Genomic DNA, 17930 nt, shown 5'->3' with positions numbered 1-17930 from the left:
ATCAAAAGTTCCCCCTTCAGGGGACGGAGGGGGCTGGCTAATCAAAAAGTTCCCCCTTCAGGGGGCGGAGGGGGCCGTTACCGGCGGGCTTAGCGTCAATAAAAACGACGAACCTTTTCCCTCTGTAGATTGCACTTGTATGTTCCCTTTGTGCAGTAGCATTATCTGCTTGCAAAGGCTAAGGCCTATGCCGCTGCCTGTTTTGCGGGTACTGAAGAAGGGGATGAAAATTTTATCCAGCAATTCGGGCGGCATACCTACACCGTTGTCCATCACTTTTACAATAATTTTGTTGCTGCCTTGTACTTCGGCGGCAAGGGTAATGCGCGGTTCGGGGCGGTCTTTTACAGCTTCAATGGCGTTTACCAGCAGGTTTATCATCACCTGGTCGAGCAGGTTGATGTCGGCCTCTATGGCCAGTGCTGGGTCGCGCAGGATGATATCCAGTTCGATGTGTTTCTTCTCTAAAGTAGGGCGCATCAGGCTGTTGAGGTTCTCGAACATGTTGCGCACCAGTATCTTATTCAAATCGAGCCGGGTTATCTTGTTCAGGCTACGGTAGCTTTCGGTAAACTTAAGCAGGCCTTCGCTGCGGCGTTTGATGGTATCTATGCCCAATTCAATATCTTCCAAATCCGATGCATCTATACCACCGGTAATCTCGGGGCTCTTCAGACGGTTCTTCAGCGTATCGGCAAGGGAGGAGATCGGCGCAACCGAGTTCATAATTTCGTGCGTCATTACATTCAGCAATTTGCTCCATGCCTTCGATTCCGTTTCGTCCAAGGCCTCGCTCACGTTTTGGAAAGCCACCAGTTTATACATTTTATTGTCGCTGCGCATGATACTGGCCGATACCAGCATTTTTACTTGCTGCTGGTTGCGCGTAACGCTGAACACCTGCGCATCGCCGGGCTTAAGGCCGATGATGTTGTTGTACAATTCGGGTTCGCGTTTCTCCAGCGAGTGGATGGTTTTTAAATACGGCACGCCAATGAGGTTTTTGAATGCCTCGTTTATCCAGCCCGTTTCGCCCGTTTCCTGCTCGTAGCTCATCAGGCCGGTATCTACTAGCTCCAGTATCTTTTGCAGGTAATGGTATTGCGTTTCGCGTTCGCGGCTGATGAGCTTAAAGGTGGTGTTGATTTCGTTGAAGCCCTTGCGCAGCGGCTTTAGCTCGTTTGGCGCACGGCGAACATCGAAATGACGGCTAAAATCACGGTAGTGGATAGATTCTACGAATTGGTTCACCTCATCCTGCGCTTTGCGCTGGAAACGTATCAGATCGAGCACCGAGAACACCACCATGGGGATGGTAAGCACGCCATAGATATAGTTAGCCCTGCCCGCTACAACCACCATAGCGGTAGCCGTAATAGCAATGAAGAGAAAAATCACCCGCAGCACAAGCCGCCATTCGTAACGGTTAAATGTCATACTTGCTCAGTCTGCGGTAAAGGGCGGTGCGTGTTAAACCCAGTTCTTTTGCGGCGCGGGTGATGTTGCCGTTGTGTTTTTCTATCACGCGGAGGATGGCATTTTTTTCCATGGCACTCAGCGGGATGTTGCTATCATCTTCCGTGAGGGTTTCGCCGGGGGTTTCCAGTATCGAGAATATGAGGTCGTCGGCACGCAAAATGTGATCGTCGGCCATAATTACCGCACGCTCTATGGTGTATTGCAGCTCGCGCACATTGCCGGGGAAATTGTACGATCTTAGCTTATTTAATGCCGTATTGTCGAAATCTACGCTCGGTTTCAGGTATTTGGTGGCGTACAGTTTGGCAAAATGGCGTGCCAGTATCACAATATCCTCTGCACGGCGGCGCAGGGGCGGCATGTTTATCTCAACGGTGTTGATACGGTAAATCAAATCCTTGCGGAACTTGTTCTCGTTAGCCAATTCGGAAAGAGGTACGTTGGTAGCGCAGATCAGACGGATATTGATATCGATAGCCTTGTTGGTGCCTAAACGCGTTACCTGCCTGTTTTGCAGTATGGTGAGCAGCTTGGCCTGTTGCTGCAAACTGATGTTGCCAATCTCATCCAGGAAAAGGGTACCGCCCTCGGCTTCTTCAAAACGGCCCATACGGTCTTCCCGGGCATCGGTATAAGCGCCTTTTTTATGGCCGAATAGCTCGCTCTCGAAAAGGCTATCCGTCAAAGCGCCTACGTCTACCTTCACGAAGGGCTTATCAGCACGCAGCGAACGCTCGTGAATGGCTTTGGCCATTAAGTCTTTACCTGTGCCGTTCTCGCCCAGTATCAAAATATTGGCATCGGTAGGGGCGATCTTGTTTACTTTATGGAAGATATCCTCCATTACTTCTGATTCACCAAGTATCGACGTACCCGCGCTACTTTTGCCCGATGGCTTACCGGCTTTGCTGGTACCTTCTTTCTTATCCAGCAGGTCCTTTATGGTCTCTATCAGTTTCTCGTTATGCCATGGCTTCACCACAAAATCGTTCGCACCTTCTTTAAGCGAACGCACCGCCAAATCAATATCCCCGTAAGCAGTGATCATGATAACGCATACGTTGGGCTTCCATTCCTTTATCTTGCGCAACCAGTAGATGCCTTCGTTTCCCGTATTTATGGCGCTGTTGAAGTTCATATCCAGCAGTACCAAATCAACCTGGTTGCGTTGCAGCAGCCAATTAAGGTTCTCGGGGTTTTTTTCGGTAATTATTTCCTGGGTTTCGGTCTTAAGCAATAACTTAACAGCGGTTAGTACATCTGGGTCGTCGTCAACAATTAAAACGGTCGCTTTTTTTAATATCATGTCAGTTCGGTAGTTGGATGGTTCGTTAGTTTATTTGTACGTAAGTGTACGCATAAAATGCACCATGCAATTTAGTATTTGCACGTTAAATATCATACCATTTATAGTATAATAGCTATGGTGTTGATAATCAACCATGAACTATAAACAGGCAACTGTACACTCAAAAAAAGCATTGTATCAATACCGAACACTTGCTGTAACAATAGCGTACGGTGTAATTTAGCTAAATGGCGTTAATTAACTGAAATACAGTATATTAATTTGTGGCACATGTTTTTGTATCTATCAACAAAATATTAAGAATTATACAGTGGACAGAGTAATACAAAAAAAAGCGTGGGGTACCAAAAAAATTGCAACTATTGCAGGTATCACAGGAGCCGTACTATTTGGCGCATACTTAATAGTTGGCGCAGCATCGGGGAAAAGGAAACTGAACGTTGATACCGAACGCATCACCGTTAGTGAGGTTAAGAAAGGCCCTTTCCAGGATTTTATACCCGTTAATGGTGTAGTAATGCCTTATACCACCATTTACCTGGATGCAGTAGAAGGTGGCCGCGTAGAAGAGAAATACGTTGAAGACGGTGCCAACCTGAAAAAAGGCGACCCGATACTGAAACTGGCCAACACCGACCTGGAACTGAACCTGGCCAACCAGGAAACACAAGTGTACGCAGCCCAAACACAGATGCAGATATCGCACAATAGTGCTCAGCAAAATACCATTACCAAGCTTAACCAGATGGCCGATGTAGATAATGCTTTTAAAGAAGCTGAACGCGTTTATCTGCTGGATAAGAAACTGTACGATCAGAAAGCCATTGGTCTACAGGAATTCCGCGCTGCGGAAAATGGTTACAACTACCAGGTGAGACGCAAAAAACTAACCACCCAAATTTTAAAGCAGGACACTGCTTTAACCCGCCAGGAAGATGTACAGGCACGTGAGCAATACGCCCACATGAAAAATACGCTTGAGCTAATGCGCAAGAAAGTAGCCGATCTTACTGTGCGTGCGCCTATAGACGGGCAGCTTACTTCTATGGATGCCGAAGTTGGCCAGAACAAGAACAAAGGCGAGCACCTTGGGCAGATAGATGCGCAGAACGGCTTTAAAGTGAGGGTTGATGTAGAAGAACATTACCTGAGCCGTATTTATAATGGCCTGATGGGCGATTTCTCTTTCGCCGGAAAAACTTATAAGCTGGTGATAAAGAAAGTGTTTACGCAAATTGTAAGCGGTCGTTTCCAGGTAGATATGCAATTTGTAGGTGAAGTGCCAAAAGGCATACGCAAAGGCCAAACCCTACAGATACGCCTTGCCCTTAGCGACGAAACTACCGCTATATTGGTACCTAAAGGCGGCTTTTACCAGCAAACCGGTGGCAACTGGATATTTAAAGTGGCCGAAGACGGAAAGAGCGCGTACAAGGTTGATATACGTATAGATAGGCAAAACCCCGATTATTACGAGGTATTGCAAGGCTTAAAACCGGGCGATAAGGTAATAACATCAAGCTACGAGAATTACGACGGGATACAGGAACTGGTGCTAAAGAAACCATAAGTGCATCTCACTAGGTGTCGCCTTTAATTTAGCGGTGTCACAAGTGGGAGAGGACTGCGGACGGACGGACAGCAGATGAATAAGACAACAACAAAAAAATATACATCACAATTAAAAATCAAAATAGCCCTTCCGCTTTAGCTGGCGGGAGGGTTTAAGGGAGGCCAAATGATAAAAATTACAAATCTTGAGAAATTTTACCGCACGGAAGAGGTAGAAACCATCGCATTGAACAAATTATCAATGGAAGTGAATACCGGCGAGTTTGTGGCCATCATGGGCCCATCGGGTTGCGGCAAGTCGACTTTATTGAATATCCTGGGTATGCTTGATGACCCGGATGCAGGCAGCTACGTATTCAACGGCGTGGAAATTGCCCACTTCAACGAACGTAAACGTGCAGATTTGCGCAAGCACAACATCGGTTTCGTGTTCCAGAGTTTCAACCTGATCGACGAGCTTACCGTGTTCGAAAACGTGGAACTTCCGTTAATCTATACCGGCGTAAGCAGTGCCGACCGCGTAAAACGCGTAGAGGAAGTGCTGGATAAGATGCAGATTATGCACCGCCGCAACCACTACCCACAGCAGTTATCGGGCGGTCAGCAACAGCGTGTAGCTATTGCGCGTGCAGTTGTTAATAAACCTAAATTAATTCTTGCGGATGAGCCTACCGGTAACCTGGATAGCAGCAACGGTAACGATGTAATGGAACTTTTGACTGATCTAAACGAGCAGGGCACAACCATCATCATGGTTACGCACTCGGAGCACGATGCCCGCTACAGCCACCGTATTATCCGCCTGTTAGACGGCCAAACCGTGATGGAAAACATCATGGTATAAACCTCCCGCGAGGGAAACCTTTTTTGTTCAGTATATAGTTAAGTGTGCCTCCGGCTACGCCCACCGCCAATGCAATTTGGTGGTGGGAGGGCTTGAGTTTTGTCAATTTTTTTGTGAGTGGTGAGTTGTGAATGGTGAGTAGTTAAGAGTTTTAATCGGTGAAATCACTCTCCATCGGTGTAATCGGTAAAATAAAATCGTTGAAAATCGCCCTCTTCGGTGAAATCATAAATTAATCGGTGTAATCATGCTAAAGAATTATCTGAAAATAACCTGGCGTAACTTGTTAAAAAACAAGGGATTTACTGCAATTAATATTGCCGGTTTGGCAATTGGGATGGCTAGTGCCGCCCTTATTTTGTTTTGGGTGCAAAACGAGGTAAGCTACGACCAGTTCCATCAGGATAAAGACCGCCTTTACCAAATGTACAACCGCTCGGTTTTTGATGGTAAACTATGGTGTTGGGGCACTACACCGAAAATTATGCGCAGTGCGCTTAAGCAGGATTACCCGCAGATAGAGCAAGTGGCGCGCACCAATAAATGTAATTTCCTATTCACGCTTGGCGAAAAGCACCTTACGCTGGCCGGTAATTATACCGATCCTGATTTCCTGACGATGTTCAGTTTTCCGCTTATAAAGGGCAACCCCAAAACAGCGCTGAACGACATGAAAAATATTATCCTCACCGAGAAAACCGCTAAAAAGCTGTTTGGTGATGAGGACGTAATGGGCAAAACCATTAAGATAGATAGCGTTGATTATTTTACCGTAACCGGTATTATGAAAGACCTGCCCAATAACACCCAGTTTGATTTTGAATACCTGATGCCATGGACATATATGGAGAAAGTAGACAAACAAGTTGAGAAGAACTGGGGTAACAATTCGGTACAGACCTGGGCGCTCTTAAAACCGGGCATAACCGAAGCCGCCATCAATGCTCAGGTAAAAGACATTACGCGCAAGAATTCTGAAATAAAAGATATTGATGTATTTATGCACCCTGCCACCAAATGGCATTTGTACTCCAAGTTTGAGAATGGTAAAATAGTGGGTGGCCGTATAGAAACCATTAGGCTGTTTAGTATTATAGCAGGACTTATATTGCTGATAGCCTGTATCAACTTCATGAACCTGAGCACCGCCCGAAGCGAGAAACGCGCTAAAGAGGTGGGCATTCGCAAAGTTGTTGGGGCATTAAAAGGCAGCCTTATTGCACAGTTCCTTGGCGAAAGTATTATGATTGCTTTTTTCGCGGGCATATTGGCGCTTATCATCGTTCAGCTATCCCTTTCGGGCTTCAATAATCTTACGGATAAGCATTTAATTATTCCTTATGACAGCCCCGTATTCTGGCTGATATCATTGTCATTTATACTGTTCACAGGCGTTTTATCCGGCAGTTATCCAGCGTTGTACCTTTCTTCATTTGTCCCGGTAAAAGTATTAAAAGGGACTTTTAAAGAGCCCAATGCCGTTTTTTCTCCACGCAAAATTTTGGTTGTGTTGCAGTTTATGTGTGCTATAGTATTTATCATTTCGACTATAATTATTAAAGAGCAATTAGAGTACGCGCAAAACCGTGATACCGGCTACAAAAAGAACAACCTGGTGTACACCTTCATGACGGGTAACATTGAAAAAAATTACAGGCTTATCCGCAACGAATTGTTAACCAGTGGCGCAGCTGTTGCGGTAAGCAAAACCAGCGCGCCTATGACCGAAGGGTGGAGCGACACTTGGGATTACACCTGGCAGGGTAAACAGGAGGGCGCAAAAATAGACTTCAATATGTATAACACCGATGGCTCATTCACCAAAACAATGGGTCTGAAGGTTATAGAAGGTCGGGATATCGACGCTGAAAAGTACCCCTCAGATTCGCTTGCCGTTTTGCTGAACGAGGCATCGGTAAAAATAATGGGCTTTAAGCACCCAGTCGGCCAAATAGTAGTCAACAACGGTACCAAACTAACTGTAGTGGGCGTGGTGAAAGATTTTATATTGCAGTCGCCCTATGAGCCTGTGAGGCCGATGATTATACAAGGCCCAAAATCGTGGTTCGCTGTTATCCATTATAAGCTCAATGAAAAAAACACTACCGCAAAAAACCTGCAACTTGCCGAGGCGGTGTTCAAGAAATTCAACTCCGAATACCCTTTCGACTACCATTTTGTGGATGACGAGTATGCCTTGAAATTTAAAGACGAGCAACGCACAGGTACATTGGCTACACTTTTTGCAGGACTAACCATATTTATCTCCTGCTTGGGCTTATTTGGCCTGGCCACGTATATGGCGCAAAACCGCATCAAAGAAATTGGCGTTCGCAAAGTGCTTGGCGCATCGGTATTTGGTGTTAGTTCTATGCTATCTAAAGATTTTTTAAAACTGGTTGGCATCGCATTTTTAATAGCTACGCCGTTGGCCTGGTGGGGTATGTACACGTGGCTGCAGGGATATACCTACCGGGTGCCTATCAGCATATGGGTATTTGTAACCGCTGCGGCAGTAACTGTTATCATTTCAATTATAACGGTAAGCTTCCAGGCGATAAAAGCCGCGCTGGCAAACCCCGTGAAAAGTTTGAGAAGCGAGTAGAATAAGAGACAAGAGTAAAGAGCCAAGAATCAGGATAGAATCGGTGCAATCGGTGTAATCAAAATAAGAAATCGGTGTAATCATAAAATCATGTTCAGGAATTATATAAAAACCGCATTCCGTAGCCTCTTGAAAAACAAGGGCTTTACGGCTATAAATATATTAGGGCTGGCCCTTGGCTTAGGCGCCTGCCTGCTTATTGTATTTTACGTGGCCGATGAACTGAGCTACGACCGTTATAACACCAAAAGCGAGCGCATATTCCGGGTAAATGCCGATTTGAAACTGGGTGAAAACCGCAAGGATTACGCCGTAGTGATGCCGCCACTGGCAAAAACCATCGTTGCGGAATTCCCCTACGTGGAGGATGCAGTTCGCCTGAAAAACGCCTACACCATGCATGTTAAAAAAGGCGATTTGAACATGATTGAAAACAAGGTGGCCTTTGCCGATCCTTCGTTATTCAACGTGTTTACCCTGCCTATGATAAATGGCGACGCTAAAACTGCCCTTGCCGAACCCAATTCGGTAGTATTAACCGAGAGCACCGCCAAAAGGTATTTCGATAAAACGGATGTAGTGGGCAAGACGATGGTTATTAACGACAACCAGAATTTTAAGGTTACCGGGGTAATAAAGGATGTGCCCCAAAACTCGCACTTCAACTTCGATTTCTTTTTATCAATGTCTACCTGGGCCGATAGCCGTTCTAACGCCTGGCTACGTAACGACTATAGTACTTATGTATTGCTTAAGGATGCCACGGATGCTAAAAAGCTTGCCGGCTCTTTGGATGGCTTTTTGTTGAAAATGAGCGGCGACCAAATGAAAAGCGAAATTGGCATGAGCTACGCCGATTTTGAAAAGAGCGGCAGCTACTTTCGCCTCAATCTTACTTCGCTTACGGATATCCACCTGAAATCGAAACGCATTGGCGAGCTGGGCGTAAACGGCACCGTGCAATACGTGTATATATTTTCGGCTATAGCCATATTTATATTGCTGATAGCCTGCATAAATTTCATGAACCTTTCTACCGCGCGCTCATCAAACCGCGCCCGCGAGGTAGGGGTGCGCAAGGTTTTAGGTTCGCCGCGCAAATACCTCATTGCGCAGTTCCTTTCAGAATCTATTATGATTACTTTCTTTGCCACCGTTATCGCCTTGGTGGCAGCAATAGCCGTGTTGCCTTTGTTTAACCAATTGGCCGGGAAAGATATAGCCATAACCACTGCAACGCTGTTTTGGTTAATACCTGTATCAGTCTTAATTGTGTTGGTCGTTGGTTCGCTGGCTGGCTCTTACCCGGCGTTTTTTCTATCAGCATTCCAACCTATCGATGTGTTGAAAGGCAAATTGTCTGCAGGTTTTAAAGGCGGAGGACTACGTAGCTTTCTGGTGGTTTTCCAGTTCGGGATATCTGTATTCCTTATTATCGGCACATTGGTTATCAAAAATCAACTCAACTATATACAGACTATAAACCTTGGTTTCGATCGTAACCAGGTGCTGGTTATCCAGAACGCTTATGAGCTTAACCAATCAACCAAAACGTTTAAGGAAGAGCTGAAGCAGTTACCAGGTGTCACCAGTGCCACCATGACGGGTTTCTTGCCGGTATCGGTAAACAGGAGAAGTACGTCTATTTATTTTAAAGATGCTACGCTCGATCAAAAAAAATCCATCTTCCCGCAAAGCTGGGAGGTAGATGCCGATTGGATACCTACCCTGGGCATGAAAATGGTCGAAGGCCGCAACTTCTCTAAGGACAGGCTGAGCGATTCGGGCGCTGTAATCATCAACGAGGCGGCCGCCGAATTCCTTGGTTACAAAAACGCTTTCGGACAAACGCTCTACAACTCCCTCGGCGGGAAAGTTGAGTTAACCAATACAAAAAAATACGAAGTGATTGGTGTGATGAAGGATTTTCACTTCAGCTCCCTGCACGAGAAAATAGAACCCGTTATCATCCGGCTTGCCGAAAATAACGGCGCGGTTAGCCTGAGGGTAAACACCAAAGATTTGCCTGCGCTGATGTCGCAAATTAAATCCAAGTGGGCAACATTCTCGCCCGTGCAAATGAATTTCTCCTTTATGGATCAGGATTTCGATGCGTCGTACCGCTCCGAGCAGCAAGTCGGCACCATCTTTATCATATTCACTACGCTGGCTATCATCATAGCTTGCCTGGGCTTGTTTGGCCTTGCGGCTTATGCAGCCGAGCAACGCACTAAAGAGATCGGCATACGCAAGGTGCTGGGTGCAGATGTAAGTGCCATAGTGGCCATGCTTTCCAAAGATTTTGTAAAGTTGGTTGCGATATCCATTGTGGTTGCCTCGCCCTTGGCCTGGTATTGCATGAACCTGTGGCTGCAAGATTTTGTTTACCGGATAGAGGTGCAATGGTGGGTAGTAGCAGTAGCCGGCTTGTCGGCCATCGTAATTGCAGTTGCCACTGTAAGTTTCCAGTCGCTAAAAGCGGCGCTGGCAAACCCGGTGGATAGTTTGAAGAATGAATAAAAGGGTAGAGTAAATTCTAAAGCCTAAAATCTAAATTCTAAAAAGGAAAAAAGCGATTAATCAGAGCTATTCTGTGCAATCGGTGAAATCAGCGTTAATCGGTGTAATCATAAAAAATCATGATAAGAAATTATTTAAAAACAGCCTGGCGCAATATCCTGGGGAACAAGTTTTACGCCTCTATTAACGTTGCCGGCCTTACGGTTGGCCTGGTGGTGGGTATGTTTATGCTGCTTTGGGTGCAAGATGAATTGAGCTACGATAAGTTCAACTCCAAAGCCGATAATATCTACAAAATAGACATCGTTGGCGGTACGGGTATCAGCAAGCAGATATTCAATAATATCATTGCACCCGTTGCAACGTTCGCCAAAAATGAGGTACCGCAGGTGCAGGATGCCGTGCGCATCATGCCTGTGGGCAATGCGCCGTTCCGTTATAAGGATAAGGTTTTCTACGAGGATAATTTTGCTTTTGCGGATCCATCGTATTTCACGGTTTTCGATTTTAACCTGATAAAAGGAGATAAACGCAACCCTTTTCCGGATAATAACTCCGTTGTAATCACCGAAGAGATGGCAGCGAAATACTTCGGCACCGAAGATCCAATTGGCAAGGTTGTAACCCTTGGGCAGGACGAGCAGTTAAAAGTAACGGGCGTTATACCCAACTACCCCGAAAACTCCAGCTTTAAATACCGCATATTGATGCCTTTGTCGAGGTTTAACGATTTGGCTTATATCAAAAACAAAAAGACGTACGATAACAAAACCTTTATTTCATCCATAGATGCAGACTGGAGCATGTTCGGTTTTCAAACCTATCTGCTGTTGAAGCCGGGTACTAAGGTTGATGTGACTGCTTTAGAGAAGAAATTACAGGCCATACACGAGCGTAACAAGCCAGAAGATGCCCCCGTGCCATACTTAACGCAACCCTTGTTAAAAATGCACCTGTACCAGGCCGATGGCACCGACGGCGGCTTTTCTACCGTGCGCACATTCGGCATAGTAGCGCTGATGATTTTGGTTATTGCCTGCATCAACTACGTTAACCTTTCTACTGCGCGCAGTATGCTGCGCGCCAAAGAGGTAAGCATGCGCAAAATAATAGGAGCGGGTAAGTTGCAGCTGTTTATCCAGTTTATGGCCGAAACCACGCTGCTGTTTGCTATAGCAGCCATATTCGCCTTCGCACTGATGTTTGTGCTGTTGCCATATTATAACCAGTTTTCGGGCAAGGAACTGTCGCTTGGCTTATCCAATTACAATATATGGGCCTGTATCGGTCTAACACTGCTGGGCACGCTTACAGCATCAAGCATTTACCCTTCTTTACTGCTCTCGTCGTTCGAACCGCTGAAGGCGCTTAAGGGGCGTGTTACCATAGGTATAGGCAATGCCGCTTTCCGCCGGGTGTTGGTGGTACTGCAATTTTCGGTATCTATAGTGCTTATCATTGGTACGCTGATTATCGGCGGGCAATTGAAGTACATCAGAGAGAAAAACCTTGGCTACGATAAAGAGAACGTACTGTCTTTCAGCATGCGCAACGGTATGATACCGCATTATGACGTTATCAAGAACGAACTACAAAAGAACCCTGCCGTATTGGGCGTTACCCGCGCCGGCCGCGACATCATTACGGGCGGCAGCTCTACCGGCGATAACGATTGGGACGGCAAACCAGCCAACTCCAACATGTGGTTCAACCAGGTGTACGCGGATAAGGACCTGATTGGTTTCTTTAAAATGAATATCAAAGAAGGCGCGGGCTTTACCGGCGCAGTGGCTGATTCGTCGCACTTTATCATTAACGAAACCGCTGTGAAGGAGATGGGCCTCACCAACCCTATTGGCAAACGCCTTCGTGTGCAAACCGTAAACGGCACCATCATTGGCGTGGTGAAAGATTTTCATTTCACAACAATACACCATAAGATAGAGCCCGCCGTGTTCCAATACAAGCCTAATGATTGCTGGAAAGTTTATATCAAAACCACCGGCGCCGGTGCGCAAAGCGCCATTGCATCTGCGCTGGCTGTATGGAAGCAATACAACAACGACGTGCCTTTCAACTACACCTTCCTCGACGACAGCTTTAAGAAATTATATACCGACGACCAGCGCACCGGCTCCTTGTTTAATATTTTCTCGGCCATCGCTATCGTTATCTCCTGCCTCGGGCTATTTGGCCTGGCTACTTATTCGGCGCAGGTAAAAACCAGGGAAATAGGTATCCGTAAGGTATTGGGCGCTAGCGTAAGCCGAATCATCGGCCTGCTGGCTACCGAGTTTATGGTGCTCATCGTAATTGCCATCGTTATTGCTGTGCCGGTTGGTTGGTACGCCATGAACGCCTGGCTGCAGGATTTTGCCTACAAGGTGAACATCACCTGGGTAGTATTCGTGCTTGCCGGCGGCGGCGCTACTTTGATAGCATTGGCAACCATCAGCATACAATCGGTAAAAGCTGCGATAGCCAACCCGGTAAAGAGTTTAAAAAATGGAGAATAGAGGCTAGTGGGTAGAGTTTAGAGACAAGAGGTCAAGAGCCAGGAATCAAGAAAAAATCAGTGAAATCGCCCTAATCGGTGAAATCAAAATAAAATCGGTGTAATCGCAAAAAATCATGATAAAGAATTATTTCAAAATCGCCTGGCGGAACCTTATCCGGAACAAGGGGTTCTCGCTCACCAACATCCTGGGGCTTACCATCGGGATGATTTGCACCATCTTCATCTTTTTATGGGTGAAGGATGAGGTAGCCTATGATAAGTTCCACCAGAACCACGATAATATTTACCAGGTAATGGCCACGCGCGATTTTAAGCCGACCATCTTTACCGACCCAAACATGGCATTTCCGCTGGCGAAGGGGCTGGAAGGTGGTAATCCGCAGGTGTTGCGTACCGTAGTTACCACCCATCAGGAGTCGCATTTATTTGAGTATAATAACACAAAACTTAAAAAGAATTCGTACCAGGTGGGCGAACAGTTTTTTAACATTTTTAGCTTCAAATTTATAAAAGGTCAACCTGCCTCCGTGCTTGGAGACCCGAGATCAATCGCTATTACCGAGTCGGCAGCCAAAGCATTTTTTGGCAACGATGATCCGATAAATAAAGTTTTAAAAGTTGATAACCTGGAAAACTACAAAGTGATGGCCGTTTTGGCCGACCCTCCGGGTAACTCTACCTTCAAGTTCGATTTCATCGCGCCTTTCGATAACACTTCGGAGTTTTATAAAAACCGGATGAAGGAGTGGAACAACTCTTCGCACTCCGTATTTATTCAAACTATACCAAACGCCAATATGGCAAAGGTAGACAAGTTTGTAAACGGTGTAAAGCATTTACATTCGCCGGGCGATAAGATCAGTACCTACTGGACCTTCCCGCTGAACAAGTGGCACCTGTACAGCGAGTTCAAAGAAGGCAAGAACGTAGGCGGCATGATCGAATACGTGCGCATGTTTACCGTTATTGCTATTATTATATTGCTGATTGCTTGCGTAAACTTCATGAACCTTTCTACCGCACGGTCGGAGAAACGTGCAAAAGAGGTAGGTATCCGCAAAACATTGGGCTCTGATAGGAGGCAACTGCTTACGCAATTCTTCTTCGAATCTATCATATTGGCGCTCATTGCATTCGTGCTGGCAGTAGGCTTTGTTTTTATATTGATGCCGTCGTTCAACCTGCTCGTGAGCAAATCCTTGCACCTCAGTATCATCGATCCGCTCTTCCTTATTGGAGCCCTTATCATCATCCTGTTTACCGGCGTTGTTGCAGGCAGCTACCCTGCATTGTACCTTTCATCGTTTAACCCGGTAAAGGTGCTAAAAGGCACTTTCGCGGCGGGTAAAAGCGCAGTGTTGCCACGCCGGATATTAGTGGTGGGGCAATTCGTGATGTCGATACTGCTGATATCTGCTACCATCATCGTTTACCAGCAAATACAGCACATTAAAGATAAGAGCATCGGTTACAACCCCAATAACCTCATCATGGTACCTTCATCAAGCGATATTGATAAGAATTACGCAGCCCTGAAGCAGGATTTGGAGAATACCGGCCTGGTGGCATCTACTACGCGCACCTCATCGCCCATTACCGAGATTTGGTGGAAATCGGGCTCGCCGGATTATGATGGCAAAGCAGCCAATGGCGATATCATTTTCTCTGGCCTGCAAGCCGATGTGGATTTTACCAAGACACTGGGTATTAAAGTATTGCAGGGACGCGATTTTAATAATACGCCGGGCGACACTTCGGTAATGTTGTTGAATAAAGCCGCTGTGGTGGCCATGAAGTTGAAGAATCCGATAGGGATGGTGATGAAATATGGCCGTAAATTCACCGTTGCGGGTGTTATAGATAACGTGGTAATGGCATCGCCGTACGACCCTGTTGAGCCGCTGATGATCTACTACGATGGCAAAAGCTCGAGCATGGTGAACGTGCGCCTTAAAAATGGCGTGCAGCCGCAGGCGGGCGTAAAGGCAATGGAAACCATCTTCAAAAAATATAATCCGCAGAATATCTTCGAATACCAGTTTGTGGACCAGGAGTTCGGCAAGAAATTTCTTACAGAGGAACTAATTAGCCGCATCACCAACATTTTTGCAGGGCTGGCCATCTTTATCTGTTGTATTGGTTTGGCCGGCTTGGCATCTTTTACCATAGAGAAACGCTTTCGCGAGATAGGGGTGCGCAAAGTAATGGGCGCATCGGTACAGCAACTGCTGATGCTGATTGCCACCGAATTCTTGAAACTGGTTGCGGTTGCCTTCGTAATTGCAGTACCCTTAACATGGTACCTCATGAGCAACTGGCTGAAGAAATACACTTACCATATTGACGTGAACGCCTGGGTGTTTGCATCGGTAGGGGTTTTGATATTGCTGCTTACTATGGTGGTAGTGAGCCTCAACACCATGAAAGCCGCACTGGCCAACCCGGTGAAGAGTCTTCGTTCCGAATGATGTGCAGATTTGCAAATTTCAGATGTGCAGATAAGGGAGATTCTAAAGCCTAAAATCTAAACTCTAAAAAGAAAAATAATCGGTAAAATCTGAGTGAATCAGTGAAATCGGTGCTTAAAATAATCGGTGTAATCAACGTTAAATCAGTGTAATCATGTTAAAGAACTACATCAAAATTGCCTTACGCAACCTTACCAAGCAAAAAATGTACAGCCTCATCAATATAGGCGGCCTGGCTATTGGGCTTGCCGTTTGCATGACGATACTGATGTACGTTTCGCATGAGATGAGCTACGATAGTTTCCACAAAAATGGCGACAAAACCTTCGGCATACACGCTACCCTCAAGATAGGCGGCAACCAAATGAACATGGCTTATATGAGCTATGCTACCGGCCCCATTGCCAAACAAAGCCAGCCTGGTGTAGATGGCTATATGCGTACTATGAAGTATTTTAAACCGCTGGTGGTGAACAACCCGGCATCGCCCGAGCAAAAATTTACTGAGCAGGATTTGCTGTTCGCTGATGCTAATTTCTTCGATTTCTTTTCGTTTAAGCTTAAATCCGGCAGTAAGGAAGATGTGTTGACCAGGCCATATTCGGTAGTGCTGTCGCAAGCTATGGCCGATAAATACTTCGGCACCGAAAATCCCGTTGGCAAAACCATCACGATAAAAACTGATAGCACTTATACGTACCAGGTTACCGGAGTGGCCGAGAACAGCCCTTCTAACTCATCTATCAAATACAATTTCATCGCCTCGGGCCAAAGTCTTATCGCTATGAAAGAAGGCAAAAAATACACCAGCGACCAGGGTGTAGGCCCCGGCTCGTTTGATGTGTACCTTACGCTGAAGGACGCGACGGATACCGCCAAAGTGAAAGGCGGGCTGGAGCAATTAGCCAAAAGCAATAAGAATTTCGACGATATAAAATTCAGCCTTTCGCCGCTGGCAGATATGCACCTCAAAAGCAACTTCGACGATTCGTCTAACACTAAATACTTAAAGATTTTCCCGTTGGTTGCTGTGCTGATACTGCTGTTGGCACTGGTAAACTACATGAGCCTATCTACCGCCCGCGCCACGTTACGGGCTAAGGAGGTTGGAGTGCGCAAGGTATCTGGCGCCAGCCGCAAAACCATTGCCATGCAGTTTTATGTGGAGTCGGGTATATTTACGTTGTTCTCCTTTATTTTAGGCTATGTGCTTTGCTACGCCTTTAAGCCATGGTTTACCAACACGCTGGAATTGCAGATTGACAATTCCTTTTTATACAGCCCATTGGTGATTGGATTATTCCTATCGTTGTTTGCTTTAACGGCTTTAATTGCAGGGAGTTATCCGTCTTTAGTGTTGTCGGCTTTTAAGCCCATTGTCACGCTTAAAGGTAAGATGAGTAAACAAACCGGTGGCGTTGCCGTGCGTAAAGTGTTCACTACACTGCAGTTCGCCATATCGGTTGGCTTGATCATCTGCGGCATCATCATAGATAGACAACTGTATTACTTCCGCCATGCAGATACCGGCATGGATAGGGAAAACATCGTAATGATACCGGTTGGCAACGGCTTCGGCAATAACTATGCGGCTTTTAAACAGGATATAAACTCGCTGGCGGGCATAGCCAGTACGGCAACCTCGCGCTACGCCATGTTTAAAGGTTATGATATGAATTTTATCAATGGTAAAACCAAGGAGGAGAGCGTAGCATTAGCTGCTTTATCTGTTGATAACCATTATATTAAAACCCTTAATTTAGAGTGGAAGATACCACCAATAACAGAGGAAAGCACCACAGGCATAAACAAAGTAGTGATTAATGAGGAAGCCATAGATAAGCTTCACCTGAAAGCCAATCCTGTGGGTACCTACATCCAATCGGGCGACCAAAAGTTTGAGATAGCAGGCGTGCTGAAGAACTTTAATTTCAGTTCGATGCAGTCTACTATTCAACCCCTTGGGCTTTTTATAGCGCCAGATACGACCAAATACTGGGCAATGTTCGGCTGTAGCCTTTTCGCCAAAATAAAACCGAACACTAATTTGCCAAGCTTGCTGGATAAAATGCAGAGGAGCTACAAAAAATACGATGGCGGTACTCCGTTCAGCTACACCTTTATGGATGATGCCTTTAACGAGCAATACAAAGCCGAGGACAGGCTATCGTCCATCTTCAGCATTTTCACCTGCATCACTGTTGTGCTGGCCACCATGGGGCTGTTTGGGCTTACCGCTTTTACCATAGAGCAGCGCAACAAAGAAATCGGCATCCGTAAGATATTAGGCGCAAGCCTCAGCACCATAGCCTCGTTGCTATCCATAGATTTTATAAAGCTTGTGGTAATATCCGCAGTTATAGCCTCGCCTGTAGCCTGGTGGGCCATGCACAACTGGCTGCAGAATTTTGCCTATCGCATAGATATCCCATTTTGGGTATTTGCAGTGGCGGGTGTAATTGCAGTATTTACGGCGGTAGTAACCATTAGCTATCACGCCTTAAGAGCGGCGGTTGCTAACCCGGTAAAGAGTTTGCGTTCCGAATAGAAGCCAGACTATAAGAATCAAGAAGAAATCAGTCAACGGAATCATTTAATCATTAAAATCAGCGGTC

General features: G+C 46.0%; 9 protein-coding genes. 7 read left to right on the top strand and 2 right to left on the bottom strand.

Annotated features, from left to right (window positions below; translation table 11 throughout):
• Positions 1-57: 57 nt before the first annotated feature.
• Positions 58-1437: a sensor histidine kinase gene (locus E2R66_RS04800; protein ID WP_133227208.1), complete on the bottom strand. Its 1380-nt coding sequence runs from the start codon at positions 1435-1437 to the stop codon at positions 58-60.
• The gene (locus E2R66_RS04795) at positions 1427-2785 is read right to left on the bottom strand and encodes a sigma-54-dependent transcriptional regulator (protein WP_133227206.1); all 1359 of its coding nucleotides are present in this window, start codon (positions 2783-2785) and stop codon (positions 1427-1429) included. Before E2R66_RS04795 ends, E2R66_RS04800 begins: the two co-directional genes overlap by 11 nt.
• Before the next feature lie 313 nt (positions 2786-3098).
• Between E2R66_RS04795 and E2R66_RS04790 the strand changes: the two genes are divergently transcribed.
• The 7 genes from E2R66_RS04790 (at position 3099) to E2R66_RS04760 (ending at position 17863) form a co-directional block, all read left to right on the top strand.
• On the top strand, positions 3099-4358 hold the full coding sequence (locus E2R66_RS04790) for an efflux RND transporter periplasmic adaptor subunit (protein WP_133227204.1): 1260 nt from the start codon (positions 3099-3101) through the stop codon (positions 4356-4358).
• Between the two features lie 168 nt (positions 4359-4526).
• Positions 4527-5204 carry an ABC transporter ATP-binding protein gene (locus E2R66_RS04785; protein ID WP_133227202.1) on the top strand — a complete coding sequence of 226 codons (678 nt, stop codon included), beginning with the start codon at positions 4527-4529 and terminating at the stop codon, positions 5202-5204.
• A gap of 247 nt (positions 5205-5451) precedes the next feature.
• On the top strand, positions 5452-7809 hold the full coding sequence (locus E2R66_RS04780; protein WP_133227200.1) for an ABC transporter permease: 2358 nt from the start codon (positions 5452-5454) through the stop codon (positions 7807-7809).
• Between the two features lie 90 nt (positions 7810-7899).
• Positions 7900-10329 (top strand): ABC transporter permease, encoded by a 2430-nt coding sequence (locus tag E2R66_RS04775; RefSeq protein ID WP_133227198.1) that lies wholly within the window; start codon positions 7900-7902, stop codon positions 10327-10329.
• A gap of 119 nt (positions 10330-10448) precedes the next feature.
• A complete protein-coding gene (locus tag E2R66_RS04770; protein WP_133227196.1) occupies positions 10449-12845 on the top strand; it encodes an ABC transporter permease in 2397 nt (798 codons plus the stop codon).
• Positions 12846-12960: 115 nt separating this feature from the next.
• On the top strand, positions 12961-15315 hold the full coding sequence (locus E2R66_RS04765; protein ID WP_133227194.1) for an ABC transporter permease: 2355 nt from the start codon (positions 12961-12963) through the stop codon (positions 15313-15315).
• A gap of 154 nt (positions 15316-15469) precedes the next feature.
• On the top strand, positions 15470-17863 hold the full coding sequence (locus E2R66_RS04760; protein WP_133227192.1) for an ABC transporter permease: 2394 nt from the start codon (positions 15470-15472) through the stop codon (positions 17861-17863).
• Positions 17864-17930 lie beyond the last annotated feature (67 nt).

The organism is Mucilaginibacter psychrotolerans, from assembly GCF_004519315.1.
Classification (GTDB): domain Bacteria; phylum Bacteroidota; class Bacteroidia; order Sphingobacteriales; family Sphingobacteriaceae; genus Mucilaginibacter; species Mucilaginibacter psychrotolerans.
This window is presented reverse-complemented; position numbering and strand designations above follow the sequence as displayed.

Coding starts and splice junctions, on each gene's coding strand:
- E2R66_RS04770 (WP_133227196.1), top strand. CDS start 10,449: ATGATAAGAAATTATTTAAAAACAGCCTGGCGCAATATCCTGGGGAAC.
- E2R66_RS04765 (WP_133227194.1), top strand. CDS start 12,961: ATGATAAAGAATTATTTCAAAATCGCCTGGCGGAACCTTATCCGGAAC.
- E2R66_RS04795 (WP_133227206.1), bottom strand. CDS start 2,785: ATGATATTAAAAAAAGCGACCGTTTTAATTGTTGACGACGACCCAGAT.
- E2R66_RS04760 (WP_133227192.1), top strand. CDS start 15,470: ATGTTAAAGAACTACATCAAAATTGCCTTACGCAACCTTACCAAGCAA.
- E2R66_RS04775 (WP_133227198.1), top strand. CDS start 7,900: ATGTTCAGGAATTATATAAAAACCGCATTCCGTAGCCTCTTGAAAAAC.
- E2R66_RS04800 (WP_133227208.1), bottom strand. CDS start 1,437: ATGACATTTAACCGTTACGAATGGCGGCTTGTGCTGCGGGTGATTTTT.
- E2R66_RS04780 (WP_133227200.1), top strand. CDS start 5,452: ATGCTAAAGAATTATCTGAAAATAACCTGGCGTAACTTGTTAAAAAAC.
- E2R66_RS04785 (WP_133227202.1), top strand. CDS start 4,527: ATGATAAAAATTACAAATCTTGAGAAATTTTACCGCACGGAAGAGGTA.